Source organism: Streptomyces sp. NPDC058665 (genome assembly GCF_042714995.1).
Lineage (GTDB): Bacteria > Actinomycetota > Actinomycetes > Streptomycetales > Streptomycetaceae > Streptomyces.
The window spans coordinates 1-14,488 of record NZ_JBHXRX010000067.1 but is presented as its reverse complement, the minus strand read 5'-3'; the positions used below and the strand labels follow the sequence as shown (position 1 = coordinate 14,488).

Sequence of the window (14,488 nt, the reverse complement as noted above, 5' to 3'; positions counted from 1 at the left end):
GCACCGGCCTTCCGGGGAAATGGGGCAGCACAGCATGAAGACGATCACTCGAATCGCCATGGCCTCCGCGGCGGCGCTCACCCTGATGCTGGGTCTGGCCGCCTGCGAGGACGACTCCAGCCAGAGCAAGGAGACCAAGGCCAAGCAGAAGAGCTACGACCAGCTCGTGGCGAACCAGCCCGCCGGGAGGATGGAGTACTCGCCGACGCGGGAGGCCATCAACCAGTGGGTGAAGACCTGGGGCAAGAAGGGCAAGCTCAGCTACGTCTACATCCAGAACGCCAAGGGCGAGTACGGCTACTTCGTCATGAAGGGCATGCCGGTCGCACGCTGCCAGATGCTCACGCCGACGGAGAAGGTGGACTCCGACACCAACGGCAAGGCGGTCGTGCCGCTGCCGGGTATGGACGGCACGTACTCGGCGGGCTCGATGTGCGACACGTACTACGGCTTCGATGCCACGACGGGTGTGTTCATGGAGTTCACGGTCGGGACGAACCAGTCGTTCTTCCTCTTCGACCGGCCGATGACGATGCCGGAGTACGCCAGTGCCAAGCAACTGGGTCCGACCTCGGTCAAGGATGTCGTCGGCGCGAAGGACTGACCTCCGCCGGCAGCGACTCCAGCAGCGCGTCCACCAGCAGACGGTCGCGCGGCTGGGTCAGGCGGTCGCGGGCCGTGGGTGGTGGGAGCCAGAGGATGCGGTCCACCTCGTCGTTCGCCGCGAAGGCACCGTCCGTCGCCTCGGCCGCCCAGTAGATGACCTGCTTGGGGCGGCCGTTGGCCAGATAGCTGACGGTGCCGAGCCGGGCGCCCGGGGCGCAGTGGTGGCCCGTCTCCTCCAGGACCTCGCGCAGCGCCCCCGCGAGCGCGTCCTCCGCGTGCTTCAGTTTGCCCTTCGGGTGCGACCAGTCGTCGTACTTCGGCCGGTGGACCAGGCAGATCTCCGTGCCGTCCGCGCCGTACGGCGACCTCCGCCACAGCACGCAGCCCGCCGCCAGGACCGTGCCGGTCCTGGGACCGCTCCCGCTCATGGGGCTGTCGCCGCCCTCCGCTGCCAGATCTGGAGGAATTCGTAGCGCGCCGCCTCCACCTCGTGGCGCTGGTCCGCGTGCAGTACGCCGAGCGCGTACGCCGTCGCGGGGGCGATCCGCGGCGTACGGGCCGCGTTCGCCGCCGCGGCTGCGGCCTCGGCCGCGTCGCGGTGCCGGTCCAGGGCGCGGCCCGCGTCGGCGAGCACCGGGTCCGGGGCGCCGCCCACGTGGCGGATCTCCTGGGCGTACCGGTGCAGTCTGAGCAGCAGCCGCACCTGGTGCCACGGCGCGTCCTGGGTATCGCCGTCCGAGGGCGTGGAGAGGCCGTGGATCAGGGCCTCCGCGTTGTACGGGTGCGCGGCGCGAGCCAGCGGCAGCACGGACACCGCGTCGAGGAGTCTTCGTTCGGCCGCGCTCTGCGGCGCCGCGAGGATCTCCGCGGCGGGTGCCCCGGCGACCGGCGCCAGCGGCACCTCGGAGGCCAGTACGGCGACGGCGTCGGCCACCGCGTGGAAGCGCGACGAGCCCAGCGCCTGAAGGGCCGCGGAGTGCGCCCGCGTACGCGCGAGGGTCAACTGCCGCTCCAGCAACGCCCCGGCGCGCGAGGCCCCCACGGTCAGCGCACCCGGAGCCGCCGACGCGCCCGAGCCCGGCTCGGCGCCGCTCTCCGGACCCGGACCGGCCTTGCCGCCTTCTGCGCCCTCGCCGTTGGTACGGGCCCTCGGCACCGCAGCCGCACCTGCGGCACCCGCCCCGGAGAGCCGTGCCAGCGCCGACACCAGCCGGTGCAGCCGTGCCGTGCACGCGTACTCCTGCGCGAGGGTGCCGGACAGCCAGCCCAGTTCCGTCCGGAGCTGGTCCGCCCACGCCGGGTCCAGCAGCACTCGGAACGTGTGCAGGCTGCCCCCGATCCGCCGCGCCGAGCAGCGCAGCGCCGACGCCGCCTCCTCGGCAGCGGCCGTGTCCGACCCGCTTTCCCCGTACAGCCGCAGGCTGCGCAGGAAGTCCCCGCACCGGGTGTTCAGATACCCGGCGAGCACCTGACCCGCGGTCGCCTCGAAGGCGTCGTTCGCGGGGGAGGGCCCGGCAGGCCGGGCGGTACCGACCGAGCCGGCGGTGTCTGCTTCATGGTGCTGCACGCCGGCGCCTCCGGGCGTCAATGAGCATTTCCTGTACGTGCCTGAGCGGCTGGCCGTCCGCGTCGACGGAGTGCCGGGTCCAGTTCCCGTCCGCCCCCAGATGCCAGGAGGCGGTGTCGTCCGCCATGCCGGTCTCCAGGAGCCGGGTGAGGGACGCACGGTGCGCGGGGTCGGTGACCCGTACCAGAGCCTCGATACGGCGGTCGAGGTTGCGGTGCATCATGTCGGCGCTGCCGAACCACACTTCGGGCTCGCCGCCGTTGCCGAAGGAGAATATCCGCGAGTGTTCGAGGAAGCGCCCGAGGACGGAGCGCACCCGTACGTTCTCCGACAGGCCGTGCACGCCGGGGCGCACGGCACAGATGCCCCGCACCCAGATGTCGACCGGCACGCCCGCCTGCGCCGCGCGGTAGCACGCGTCGATGATCGCTTCGTCGACCATCGAGTTGACCTTGAAACGTACATAGGCGGGCCGGCCCGAACGGTGGTGCGCCGCTTCCTTGTTGATCCGTGTGATCAGCCCGTCGCGCAGCGACTTGGGCGCGACGAGCAGCCGGCGGTATGTCTCGCGCCGCGAGTATCCGGACAGCCGGTTGAAGAGGTCCGAGAGGTCGGCCCCGACGTGCGGGTCGGCCGTGAGCAGGCCGAGGTCCTCGTAGAGCCGTGCCGTCTTCGGGTGGTAGTTGCCGGTGCCGACATGGCTGTAGCGGCGCAGGGTCTCGCCCTCCTGCCGCACCACGAGCGAGAGCTTGCAGTGCGTCTTCAGCCCGACCAGCCCGTACACCACATGGCAGCCGGCCTCTTCGAGCTTGCGCGCCCACTTGATGTTCGCCTGCTCGTCGAAGCGGGCCTTGATCTCGACGAGGACCAGGACCTGCTTGCCCGACTCGGCGGCGTCGATCAGCGCGTCCACTATCGGGGAGTCGCCGGACGTCCGGTAGAGCGTCTGCTTGATCGCCAGCACGTCCGGGTCGCCCGCCGCCTGCTCCAGGAACGCCTGGACGGAGGTGGAGAACGAGTCGTACGGATGGTGCAGCAGTACGTCGCGCTCCCGCAGCGCCGCGAAGATGTCCGGCGCCGACGCCGACTCCACCTCCGCGAGGTCGCGGTGCGTGCCCGCGATGAACTTGGGGAACTTCAGCTCCGGCCGGTCGAGCCCGGCTATCCCGAAGAGCCCGGTCAGATCCAGCGGCCCCGGCAGCGGATACACCTCGGCGTCGCGGACCTTCAGCTCGCGGACCAGCAGGTCGAGCACGTACGGGTCGATCGACTCCTCGACCTCCAGGCGCACCGGCGGGCCGAAGCGGCGCCGCATGAGCTCCTTCTCCAGCGCCTTGAGGAGGTTCTCCGTGTCGTCCTCCTCCACCTCCAGGTCCTCGTTGCGGGTGACCCGGAACATGTGGTGCGCCAGCACCTCCATCCCGGGGAACAGCTCCTCCAGGTGCGCCGCGATGACGTCCTCCAGCGGCACGTACCGCTGCGGGGAAGCCTCCAGGAAGCGCGTCAGCAGAGGCGGCACCTTGACGCGCGCGAAGTGCCGGTGGCCGCTGACGGGGTTGCGGACGACGACGGCGAGGTTGAGGGAGAGGCCCGAGATGTACGGGAAGGGGTGCGCGGGGTCCACGGCCAGCGGCGTCAGGACGGGGAAGATCTGCTGCCGGAAGAGGGTGAACAGGCGCGCCTGCTCCTTCTCCGTGAGGTCGCCCCAGCGGATCAGATGGATGCCCTCGTCGGCCAGCGCCGGGGAGACGTCCTGCTGGAAGCAGGCGGCGTGCCGGGCCATGAGCTCCCGGGACCGGGTCCAGATCAGGTCGAGCACCTCGCGGGGCTGGAGCCCTGAGGCCGAACGGGTGGCGACGCCGGTCGCTATGCGCCGTTTCAGGCCGGCGACGCGGACCATGAAGAACTCGTCCAGGTTGGACGCGAAGATGGCGAGGAAGTTCGCCCGTTCGAGTAGCGGTGTGGCCGGGTCCTCGGCCAGCTCCAGCACGCGTTCGTTGAAGGCGAGCCAGCTTCGCTCGCGGTCGAGGAAGCGGCCCTGGGGCAGCTCTCCTCCCTCGGTGTCGCCGTCCTGACCGTACGAGTCGAGATCGCCGTCGAGGTCGGGCTCCAGATCGGACGTGGGCGCACCGACCGCGTGGGTCCGGTGTGCGGCGATGGACCCGACGGACGGTTGCGGGTGGACCGGGATCTCGGCAGGCTGCTGGCTCATACCTCCATTGTTCCGCGCGGACGGCGCGACGGGCGCGCCGGAACCGGCGGGGGCGAGGCGGAACCTGCCGTTCGGAGCGGGGGGCACAGCGGGCTGCATTCCGAGAGGGTCGCAAGCGCGTCTGAATGGCCGGTAACGGCGACATGACGTGCAGGGAAGCGGGGCAGGGCTCCACGGGGTCGTTGTCCGGTCGTACGAGGTGGGGCCGGGTGTACGTACGAAAGTGAACGCAGGGGGCCGGGGCCGGAATACGAGCGGAATGTGCCACGTCGTCGAGAAGGTCCCGGGCGGGGTGGGCGCCGGCCATTCGGACCCGGGACGGCGTAGTGGGCCGCCCGTGCCGAGGGGCAGAAGGACCGCGTTCAGGGCAGGGGGGTGAGCTCGTCCTCCAGCGCTGCCCGCGCGCCGCGCAGGGCGAGACGGAGCTGGTCCGGTGTGCGGCGGATCTGGGCCAGCAGGAGGCCGCCCTGGATCGCGGCCATGGTGAGGTCGGCCAGCTCCGTCACGTCCGTGTCCGGGCGCAGTTCGCCGGACTCCTGCATCCGACGCAGGCCCGCGATGAGAGGCGCCTCCCAGCGTGCGAAGGCGTCCACGAACGCCTGTCGGGTGAGGTCGTCCCGGCCGCCGATCTGGCTGGCCAACGAGCCGATCGCGCAGCCGCCCACCGCGTCCTGCCGTGTCCCGTTGGCCACGATCGCGTCGAACCAGCGGTCGATGCCGGCCAGTGAGTCGACCTTCAGGAGCAGTGGTTCCTGGGCGGCCAACACCGTGTCCACGGTGGAGTGGACCACGGAGCGGATGAGGTCGTCCCGGTCGTCGAAGTAGTGGTAGAGCTGGCTGCGGCCGACCCCCGCGGCGCGTTCGACATCGTCCAGCGTCACCGCCGCGACGCCGCGCCGCTGGATGAGGTCTGCCGCCGAATCAAGGATGCGCGCTCTAGTCGCGCGGCCCCGCGCGGTGGTCGGCATGTGCCCCATGACGCCTCCTCCATTTTCTGTATCTCGCAGTACAGAGATTCTGTACTTGCTGATACAGTCTGCCGCAGATCTTCTGTACTAGGCGATACAGTCCGCGCCGGCAAGGTGGAAGGAGAATCGTGTCCGCCATCCCACCCGTCCAGCTCTCCGTGCTGGACACCACGGTCATCGGCCACACCGCTGAGTCGGCGTTCGCCGACACGATCGCGCTCGCGCGGCACGCCGAGCGCCTCGGCTACGCCCGTTACTGGATGGCCGAGCACCACGGCGTGCCCGGCATCGGCAGCTCCGCGCCCGCGATCACGGTCGGCGCCGTCGCCGCGGCTACCTCGCGTATCCGGGTCGGCTCCGGTGGGGTCATGCTGCCCAACCACGTCCCGCTCGTCGTCGCCGAGCAGTTCGGCACCCTCGCCGCCCTGTACCCGGGCCGGATCGACCTCGGTGTCGGCCGCGCCGTGCCGGACCTGCGGACCCGGGCCGTGCTCGCGCGGGGGCTCGCGGACTACCAGGCGGACGACTTCGCCGACCGTGTGGTGCAACTGGCGGGTTTCGTCACCGGCTCGTTCCCCCAGCCACACCCTTACGAGCAGGTGTACGTGTCCCCGCGGGCCATCCGGCCGCCCTCGGTGTGGATCCTCGGATCGTCACCCGCAGGCGCCTCGCTCGCAGCCGCCCTCGGTGTGCCGTTCGCCTTCGCCCACCACTTCGGGCGCGGGGACGCGGCGGCGGCGATCGAGCACTACAAGCGCCACTTCGAGCCGTCCGCGGCCTTCCCGAAGCCGTACGCGATGGTCACCCTGCTGACCGTCGTCGCGGTGACGGACGCGGAGGCCTCCCGGCTCGCCGGCTCCGCCGACCTGATGTTCCGCAGCATGCTGGCGGGCCGGCCGATCCTGCTGCCGTCCCCGGAGGAGGCGGACGCGCACGACTGGACCGCGGAGGACCTGGCCTTCTCCCGGCAGCGCAGGCGCGGGCAGGCGATCGGCAGTCCGCGGACCGTGCGGGACGTCATCACCGAGTTGCTGGCGCGCACCGGCGCGGACGAGCTGATGCTCACCAGCCAGATGTACCGGTTGGCGGACCGCATGCGGTCCCTCGAACTGGCCGCCGTGGCCGCCGAACAGATCCCCACGCCCGTCGCGGCGCAGTAGGAGCACACCGCGGACACCCACGTCGGGCAGCGCCACGGTCTCGCAGTTCGAGCTGCCGGCTGTGCTCGGCCAGGAACGTTCCACCTCGTCCGGGACCGGCCCGCGCGGCGAAGCGCGGACGGACCGGCACCCCCGGGGCTGGCCCGGCGCCAATCGGCACCCCCCCCGACGCCCCCCCGCGGGCCGTTGGGCGACCCGTCCTGCCCGGGACCCTCTCCATCGCACACCCGAAAGGAAGACCATGTCCCCTCACCGACCCACCAGGCTGCGCCGGCGCGCCGCCACGCTCGGCCTCGCCACCCTGCTCGCCGCAGCTGCCGCGCCCCCGGCGGCCCTCGCGACCCCGGCACCGACCGTGGTCCCGGCCACCACCCCGACGTACCGCGACCACGCTGCCGGCACCCGCCTGGGCGACGTGCGCGTCCTCGCCCACTTCGACCGGGCTGCCGGCCAGGTCGCCGAGAGCATCGCCCTGGAGCCCGGCGGCAGCGTGATCATCGGCATGATCCCCGCCCGCCAGGTGGTGCGGGTGGCGTCGGACGGGGCCGTCCAGGTACTCGCCACCATGCCGCTACCGCCGGGCGGCGGCACCACCACCCCCGTCGTCGGGAGCCCCGTGGTCACCGGGGTTGCCCGGTCGGACAGCGGCGCCGGGTACTTCCTCTACTCCTCCGGGCAGGGCGGACTGACCGGAATCTGGCAGCTCCGTCCTTCCGGTGAGCCCCGGCTCGTCGTGCCGCTGCCTGCCGACACCTTCCCGAACGGGGTGGTCATCGACGGCAAGCGGGACCGCTTCCTGGTCACCGACTCCACCGGCGGACGCATCTGGCAGGCCCCACTGCGCGGCGGCGAAGCCTCCGTGTGGTCGGCGGACCCGGCCCTGGCGCCCAATGGCTTCTTCGGCGCCAACGGCATGAAGATCCACGACGGCGCCGTATGGGCGAGCAACTCCGACCGCGGCACCATCGTCCGAATCCCGGTGACCGAGGACGGCAGTTCCGGCCGCGCCGAGATCCGGGCCACGGGGCTGGAGGGAATCGACGACTTCGACTTCACCGGTCGGGGTACCGAGATCCTCGCCGCGATCAACCAGAGCAGCAAACTCGTGCGGGTCGGCGCGGACGGCGCCCAAGAGACCCTGCTGGACGCCGAGGACGGCATGCAGGGCACCACGGCCGTCGCCGTTCGAGGAAAACGGGTTTATGTGACCAACGGCGCCAATCTGGCCGGAAACGATCCGACCCTGATGCTCGCGGAGCTGCACCGCCGCCGGCCATAGGCGACAGGAGACAGATGAAGGAATGGCGCTCTGCCGTCCCCGGTCCCGCCCGCCCCCCGGTGGCGGGCGGGACCCTCTTCTTGGCCGGTCCCGGCGGTCAGCCGTGGCGTCGGCGCAGCACCGCGAACGCGGCGAAGACGCACGCCGTCGCGAGCGCGAGCACGATGCCCGTCTCGACGAGCTGGATCGGCCAGAAGTGCGACTCGGGGTGGTAGTCGAGGTACCGGGCGGTCGCGCCTCGCTTGGCTTGGCACGCCACCTCGCAGTTCATGTCGGGGAGCCGGTCGCCGTCGGCGTCGAGCAGCCCGTTGTCCCGCGTCCACGCGGTCCGGCCGGTCTTCGGATACCCGTCCAGAGGGCTGGTGGCGGCCTTGGTCGGCCAGAGCCGGTCCCGTACCCGGTTCATGGCCAGGAACACCCCGCCGAGCACCAGCAGGGCGACGGACATCGCGGGGACGGTGCGCCCCACCAGCAGCCCCACGAGCGCGCCGGCCGCGATCCCGAGCAGGGAGTACGCGACCGGGGCGGTGCCCAGCGAGAGGTAGGTGGTCAGCTCGTACCACGGCTTCTCGGGGTACGGAGTGCTGCCGGGGACCGACGAGGCGGCCCACGCGCGCACGACCGTCAGCAGTGCGACGAGGAGCAGCCCCGGCACCGCGAGCGGCAGCAGCTTCGAGGCGAGCCACCGGGCCGGGCTCATCGACTGCGTCCAGGCCAGCTTGTACGTCCCCGACTCCAGCTCCCGCGCGATCACGGGACCCGCGACGAACGCGCCGAGCACGCCGGGCAGGAACTGAAGGACGTAGCTGCCGTACGTCAACGCCCGGTCGAAAGCGAACATGTCGTCGTCGAAGTCGCGGAACTTCGGGAAGCACTCCGGGCGGTCGGGGCCGGAGAGCGCGCAGCCCGTGGCCGCGAAGTCGTCCGCGACGCTCCCGATCCAGATCCGGTACGCGACGAGGACCAGCACGGCGGCGACGAGCGCGCCGGCGCCGATCAGCAGGGCGGTGCGGTGCTGCCGTACGGAGACCAACAGGGGGCCGCGCAGTCCGGGGCGGGCGGACGCGGTCGCCGGGGGCCGTTCTTCGAGGAGCGCGCTCATGCGGTCACCGCCACGGACCGCTCGGTGCTCCGCGCCTCGGCGCTCGGGGTGAGCAGGACAGGCGCGTCGGGCGAGCGCAGATGGGCGAGCAACAGGTCCTCCAGGGAGGGGTGCAGGGGCGTCCCCCAGTCGGTGTCGACCGGTCCTTCGGGGCGGATCAGCGCGGTGAGCTGGCGGCCGGTGGTGCGGGACTCCACGACCGTGTGCGGGGCGAGGTCCCGTACGGGACCGGTGACCAGCCGGTGCGCGGTCAGGAGGTCCTCGGTCTCGCCGCCGAGGCGGATGTGCCCGCCGTCGAGGAGCAGCAGGTAGTCGCAGGTGCCCTCCAGCTCGGTGAGGATGTGCGAGGAGATCACGACGGTGGTGTCGTGTTCCGCCGCCTCGGCCATGAGCGTGCCCATGAGCCGGTGGCGGGCGAGCGGGTCGAGGTCGGCCATCGGCTCGTCCAGCAGCATCAGTTCGGGGCGTTTGCCGAGGGCGAGGGCGAGCGCGACGCGGGTGCGCTGGCCGCCGGAGAGGGTACGGACGCGTACGGCGGGGTCCAGCCGGCCCTCGGCGACGATCCGCTCGGCGGTCTCCTGGTCCCAGCGGCCGGGGTTCAGCTCGCGGCCCATGCGCAGGGTGTCGTGGATCGTCAACTGCCCGTACAGGGGCTTGTCCTGGGCGACGTACGCGACGCGGTCGCGGGCGTCGGCCGACCGCTCGCCGAGGACGCGCACGCTGCCCTCGGTGGTGGGGAGCAGCCCCGCGGCCTGGGCGAGGAGAGTGGACTTGCCGGCGCCGTTGGGACCGACGAGGGCGCAGATGCGGCCGGCGGGCAACCGGAAGGAACAGTCCCGCAGTGCCCAACGGCCCCTCCTGTGGTAGCGCTTGCCGAGGCCGGTCGCCTCGATCGCCGCGGCGGTCATGAGTGGTCCCCTTGCTTCTGGTGGTCGGTGGTAGTGGCACTTCCGTCGAAGTGCTCGTCGATGACGGCGGTGCAGAGGGCGGTGACGTCGTCCTTCTCCAGCCCGCCCGCGCGGGCCCGTTCGGTCCACGCGGCGAGTTCGGCGCGCAACTCGGCGCGCAGGGCGCGGTGGTCGGCCGAGTCGCCGCCGAGGGTGCCGCGTACGAAGGTGCCGAGGCCGCGGCGGCCCTCGGCCAGTCCCTCGCGTTCGAGCTCGCGGTAGGCCTTGAGGACGGTGTTGGGATTGATGGCGGTGGCCTCCACGACCTCGCGTGCCGTGGGCAGTTTGTCGCCGGGCTCCAGCAGGCCGAGCCGGAGGGCCTGTTTGGTCTGCTGGACGATCTGGAGGTACGTGGCGACACCGCTGCGCCGGTCGATGCGGAATTCGATCACCCGCAAGCACCCTTTCGCTAGGGAAGTAGTGAAAGCATGGAACGGAGAAGGGGCGGTGTCAACTCCACCGCCCCTTCGGGTGCTTGGTAGCCGCGCCTACGACTCCGTCCGGTACATGAGGTCGACCTCGTGCGTCGCGAAGCCGAGCCGCTCGTAGACCGTCACGGCGGCGGTGTTGTCGGCGTCGACGTAGAGCATCGCGGTCGGCAGGCCCCGCGCGGCCAGGTGCCGCAGTCCGATCGCGGTGAGCGCCTTGCCGAGACCGCCGCCCTGCGCGTCGGGGCTGATGCCGACGACGTACACCTCGCCGAGCTGTTCGGCGGCGTGCACCTTGGTCCAGTGGAAGCCGACGAGCCGCCCGTCCCGCTCCGCCAGGAAGAAGCCCTCCGGGTCGAACCACGGCTCGGCCATGCGGTCGTCGAGGTCGCGCTGGGTGAGTCCGCCCTGCTCGGGGTGGTGGGCGAAGGCGGCGGCGTTGACGGCGAGCCAGGCGGCGTCGTCCCGGCCGGGGACGAACGTACGGACGGTGACACCGTCCGGCAGCACCGGCTCCGGGATGTTCAGGGGCTCCAACGGCCGCCGCAACTGGCGCAGTTCACGGAACATGGACAGCCCGAGCACCTGCGCCAGATGCCGGGCTGCCGACTTGCCCCCGTGCGCCCACACGCGCAGCCGCTTCCCGGACGCGGCCAGCAACGCGGCCCCGAGCGCCCGCCCGTGCCCGCGCCCCCGGTGAGCCGGATGCACGACCAACTCGGCGGCCGGCGCCTCGACGGGGTCGGTCTCCTCCAACTGGGCGTACCCCAGGAGCTCTCCGCCGACGGTCAGCAGAAAATGCCGCACCCCGACCCTCGGCCCTCCGCGCAACTGCAACCGCCCCTGCTCGGACACGGCCTGCACCCCGTCGGCACGGGCCGCCGCGTCGAGCAGCTCAAGCACGTCCCGTGCCTGCTGAGGGGTGATCTCGTCAAGGGTGTCGATCTGCCGGCCCGGGTCGAGGGCTGCCGTTTCATCCATGCGTCGAGGGTACGGCGCGCCCACGCGTTCCCCCGGATTCACGCCCGGCCCCGGGCGGCCCCGACGACCGCCCCTTGACGGCCATTGGCAACCAGGTCGTAACCAGAACACCCCTGTTGCTCTACGCGCGTGGACTTTAGGCTGCCCGTCGCAGCTCTTCTCCCTCTCACGGAACTTACAAGCGGAAGCAACAAGGGGACCGATGTCAGCTACACCGCAGAAAAACCGCGCGGCCCGGCGGGTGCTGGCCGCCGTGGCCGGACTTGTCACGGTCGGCGCACTCGCCGCCGCAGCGCCCGCCGCCGGGGCGCAGGGGTGGGGCAACGGGCACGGGCCGGGCCATGGGCACGGGCACCCCAAGCCCCGGACCGTGGACGTGCAGTTGCTCTCCTTCAACGATCTGCACGGGAACCTGGAGCCGCCCGCCGGGTCCTCCGGGAATGTCAACGAGATCCAGGCCGACGGCACGGTCAAGGCCGTTCCCGCCGGTGGCGCCGAGTACCTGGCGAGCTCGCTGCGTACCGCCCGCAAGGGCAACCCGTACTCTGTCACCGCCGCGGCCGGCGACATGGTCGGCGCGAGCCCGCTGCTGTCCGGGCTGTTCCACGACGAGCCCACCATCGAGGCGCTCAACAAGATGGACCTCGACGTCACGGCCGTGGGCAACCACGAGTTCGACGAGGGCGCCGCCGAGCTGACCCGCCTTCAGAAGGGCGGCTGCCACCCGACGGAGGGCTGCTACGAGAAGGGCAAGAAGTTCAAGGGCGCCGACTTCCCCTACCTGGCGGCCAACGCCACGTACGAGAAGTCCGGCAAGCCGGTCCTCAAGCCCTACACCGTCTGGAAGAAGAACGGCGTCAAGATCGGCTTCATCGGAGTGACCCTGGAGGGCACCCCGAACATCGTCACCGCCGAGGGCGTCAAGGGCCTGAAGTTCCACGACGAGATCGAGACCGTCAACAAGTACGCCAAGGAGCTCGACCGCCAGGGCGTCAAGTCCATCGTCGCGCTCATCCACGAGGGCGGGGCCCCGGCCTCCACCTCGTACAACTACGACTGCGACAGCCCCGGCCCCGGCGACGGCATCTCGGGTCCGATCGTGGACATCGCGAAGGGCATCACGCCGAAGGTCGACGCGCTGGTCACGGGCCACACGCACCAGGCGTACGCGTGCACCGTCCCCGACCCGGCGGGCAACGACCGCATGGTCACGTCGGCGTCGTCGTTCGGCAAGGTCTACACGGACACCACGCTCACCTACGACCTGCGGACCAAGGACATCGTCCGTACGAAGGTGAAGTCGGCCAACCACGTGGTCACCCGTGACCAGGCCAAGGCCAAGGACATGACCGACCTGATCGCCCGCTGGAACAAGACCGCGGCCCCGATCGCGGGCGCCCCGCAGGGCTTCATCTCCGCCGACATCAACGGCCGCGGCGCCGGTACGCCGGAGCAGCCGCTCGGCAACGTCATCGCCGACGCGCAGCTCGAAGGACTGGCAGCGGCCGACAAGGGCGGCGCGCAGCTGGCGTTCATGAACCCGGGCGGTATCCGCGCCGACCTCGTGTACGCCGCGTCCGGCGGCGAGGGCGACGGTGTGGTGACGTACGGCGAGGCGTTCACCGTCCAGCCGTTCACCAACATGATGAACGTGGTCGACCTCACCGGCGCGCAGCTCGTCACCGCGCTCCAGCAGCAGGTCAGCGGCTCCAACGAGGCGTCCAACAAGATCCTCCAGGTCTCCAAGGGCTTCACCTACACCCTGGACATGACCAAGACGGGCGCCGCCCGGATCGTCACCGACTCCGTGAAGCTGAACGGCGAGGCGCTCGACCCGGCGAAGACGTACCGCGTCGCGATGAACGAGTTCCTCGCGGGCGGCGGCGACGGCTTCGCGGCCCTGGGCCAGGGCACGAACAAGCTGGTCGGCCCGTCCGACCTGGACCTGTTCAACGCCTACCTGGCGGCGCACTCCACGGCCGAGGCGCCGCTGGCGCCGCCGGCGACGGACCGGATCACGATCATCAAGTAGTCACTGAGCGGGGAGGGGCGGCGGGACGTACACACGTCCCGCCGCCCTTTCGCGTACGCGTAGGGCCTGTCGCGTAGGCCTAGGGCCTGTCCGGCGAGGGGATGCCTTCACGTCTCGGCGTGGCGGTGCTTACGGTTTGTGGGTTACCCAGAGCAGTTCCGCCGGCCAGCGGTGTGCCCAGTCGGGTGGGTCGGTTTCGTTGTAGCCGTTGGGTGTTCCGAGTTCGGGCCGCGGCTCGATGAGGTCGTCGATGACGAGACCCGCGCCGCGCAGGACCCTGACCCAGTCGCCGTAGGTGAGCTGATAGCTGGTCGCGCCGTCGTCTTCGGCGATGGTGTCCAGCCCGAAGTAGTCCTGTCGCAGCGTCGTGGTCACGCGGCCGGCGGCTTCGTCGTAGCAAGCTTCGAACCATGGGCCGGCGACGTTGAACACCAGGCGCCCGCCTCGGCCCAAGACGCGTGCGGCCTGCGGGACGGCCAGGTGCGGGGGCGCCCAGCTGAGCCCACCGAAGTCGCAGAACACCAGGTCGAAGCTGTCGGCGGCGAAGGGGAGTTGTTCGGCGGCGCCTTGCACCAGCGGGTAGCGGGCCGCTCCCATCTCGCGGGCCGCTGCGGCGAGTTGGGCCTCGGACAGGTCGAGCCCGACCACGGTGGCGCCCTCGGCTGCGAGCGCCCTGGACCACTGGCCGGCGCCGCAGCCGAGTTCGAGGACGCGCTTGCCGGTGACGTCGCCCAGGGCGTGCAGGTGCGCGTCGGGGATGGAATACATGCCCCACAGCCGGGGCGCGGCGCCGATCTGCGGGTCGTGCCCGTGCTGGTAGGCGCTGCTGATCCGGTTCCAGAGCCGCCGGTTGGCGGGGATGCTGTCCACGCTCCGACTCCAGCACTGCCTGCCAGGGGCGGTCAACACGATTGGGGCACTGGCCGTCCCATGATCCGCCGGACGAGCCCTAGGGCGTGTTTTAGAAGTAGCGTCGTCCGCCCGGTAGGGCGGGCCCACGGCGTCTGGTGCGTGCGATCGCAAGGCGGAGGATCAGCCTCGTACTGGACGTACTTGGATGACTCCGACAACGCGGCGAGCGCGCGTGCCAGGCGACGGGACTTCTAAAACACGCCCTAGGTGTATTGACTCGCAGGGTTGTTGACGCGGGTGATGGGTGGCTTGCCTCCGAGTGCGGTGTGGCCGCGATGGTAGTTGTAGGTGTGC

Annotated in this window: 13 protein-coding genes; 4 read left to right on the top strand and 9 right to left on the bottom strand. The window is 71.2% G+C overall.

All coding sequences use genetic code 11. The features are described from left to right. Positions 1-34: 34 nt before the first annotated feature. The gene (locus ACFWV8_RS31740) at positions 35-604 is read left to right on the top strand and encodes a hypothetical protein (RefSeq protein ID WP_384211952.1); all 570 of its coding nucleotides are present in this window, start codon (positions 35-37) and stop codon (positions 602-604) included. Here the strand turns inward: ACFWV8_RS31740 and ACFWV8_RS31735 are convergent. The 4 genes from ACFWV8_RS31735 to ACFWV8_RS31720 all read right to left on the bottom strand — a co-directional run bounded on the left by ACFWV8_RS31735 (position 576) and on the right by ACFWV8_RS31720 (position 5,362). Next, positions 576-1,034: an NUDIX hydrolase gene (locus ACFWV8_RS31735; protein WP_384211949.1), complete on the bottom strand. Its 459-nt coding sequence runs from the start codon at positions 1,032-1,034 to the stop codon at positions 576-578. The genes ACFWV8_RS31740 and ACFWV8_RS31735 overlap by 29 nt on opposite strands. Then, positions 1,031-2,194 (bottom strand): CHAD domain-containing protein, encoded by a 1,164-nt coding sequence (locus tag ACFWV8_RS31730; RefSeq protein ID WP_384211946.1) that lies wholly within the window; start codon positions 2,192-2,194, stop codon positions 1,031-1,033. The genes ACFWV8_RS31735 and ACFWV8_RS31730 overlap by 4 nt, the downstream gene beginning before the upstream one ends. Beyond that, entirely contained in the window at positions 2,160-4,385 is a 2,226-nt protein-coding gene (locus ACFWV8_RS31725; RefSeq protein WP_384211943.1) for an RNA degradosome polyphosphate kinase, read from the bottom strand. Before ACFWV8_RS31725 ends, ACFWV8_RS31730 begins: the two co-directional genes overlap by 35 nt. 362 nt (positions 4,386-4,747) lie before the next feature. Continuing rightward, positions 4,748-5,362, bottom strand: coding sequence for a TetR/AcrR family transcriptional regulator (locus ACFWV8_RS31720; RefSeq protein ID WP_384211940.1), 615 nt, complete (start codon positions 5,360-5,362; stop codon positions 4,748-4,750). Between the two features lie 119 nt (positions 5,363-5,481). On the opposite strand from ACFWV8_RS31720, the gene ACFWV8_RS31715 reads away from it, so the two are divergent. Together ACFWV8_RS31715 and ACFWV8_RS31710 are read left to right on the top strand one after the other, a co-directional pair. Next, positions 5,482-6,513, top strand: coding sequence for an LLM class flavin-dependent oxidoreductase (locus ACFWV8_RS31715; protein WP_384211937.1), 1,032 nt, complete (start codon positions 5,482-5,484; stop codon positions 6,511-6,513). 241 nt (positions 6,514-6,754) lie between these two features. Beyond that, complete coding sequence (locus tag ACFWV8_RS31710; protein ID WP_384211934.1) at positions 6,755-7,792, top strand: hypothetical protein; 1,038 nt, start codon at positions 6,755-6,757, stop codon at positions 7,790-7,792. 97 nt (positions 7,793-7,889) lie between these two features. On the opposite strand, the gene ACFWV8_RS31705 is transcribed toward ACFWV8_RS31710, so the two are convergent. The 4 genes from ACFWV8_RS31705 to mshD all read right to left on the bottom strand — a co-directional run bounded on the left by ACFWV8_RS31705 (position 7,890) and on the right by mshD (position 11,250). Then, the gene (locus tag ACFWV8_RS31705) at positions 7,890-8,894 is read right to left on the bottom strand and encodes a hypothetical protein (protein ID WP_384211931.1); all 1,005 of its coding nucleotides are present in this window, start codon (positions 8,892-8,894) and stop codon (positions 7,890-7,892) included. Further along, on the bottom strand, positions 8,891-9,802 hold the full coding sequence (locus ACFWV8_RS31700) for an ABC transporter ATP-binding protein (RefSeq protein WP_384211929.1): 912 nt from the start codon (positions 9,800-9,802) through the stop codon (positions 8,891-8,893). The genes ACFWV8_RS31705 and ACFWV8_RS31700 overlap by 4 nt, the downstream gene beginning before the upstream one ends. Beyond that, positions 9,799-10,233: a GntR family transcriptional regulator gene (locus tag ACFWV8_RS31695; protein ID WP_384211927.1), complete on the bottom strand. Its 435-nt coding sequence runs from the start codon at positions 10,231-10,233 to the stop codon at positions 9,799-9,801. The genes ACFWV8_RS31700 and ACFWV8_RS31695 overlap by 4 nt, the downstream gene beginning before the upstream one ends. A gap of 96 nt (positions 10,234-10,329) precedes the next feature. Next, positions 10,330-11,250, bottom strand: coding sequence for a mycothiol synthase (mshD, locus tag ACFWV8_RS31690; RefSeq protein ID WP_384211924.1), 921 nt, complete (start codon positions 11,248-11,250; stop codon positions 10,330-10,332). 202 nt (positions 11,251-11,452) lie between these two features. Here mshD and ACFWV8_RS31685 point away from each other — a divergent pair, with 202 nt between their 5' ends. Beyond that, positions 11,453-13,282, top strand: coding sequence for a bifunctional metallophosphatase/5'-nucleotidase (locus tag ACFWV8_RS31685; RefSeq protein ID WP_384211921.1), 1,830 nt, complete (start codon positions 11,453-11,455; stop codon positions 13,280-13,282). A 129-nt stretch (positions 13,283-13,411) separates the two neighbouring features. Here the strand turns inward: ACFWV8_RS31685 and ACFWV8_RS31680 are convergent, their stop codons facing one another. Then, positions 13,412-14,152 (bottom strand): class I SAM-dependent methyltransferase, encoded by a 741-nt coding sequence (locus ACFWV8_RS31680; RefSeq protein WP_384211918.1) that lies wholly within the window; start codon positions 14,150-14,152, stop codon positions 13,412-13,414. Between the last annotated feature and the right edge of the window lie 336 nt (positions 14,153-14,488).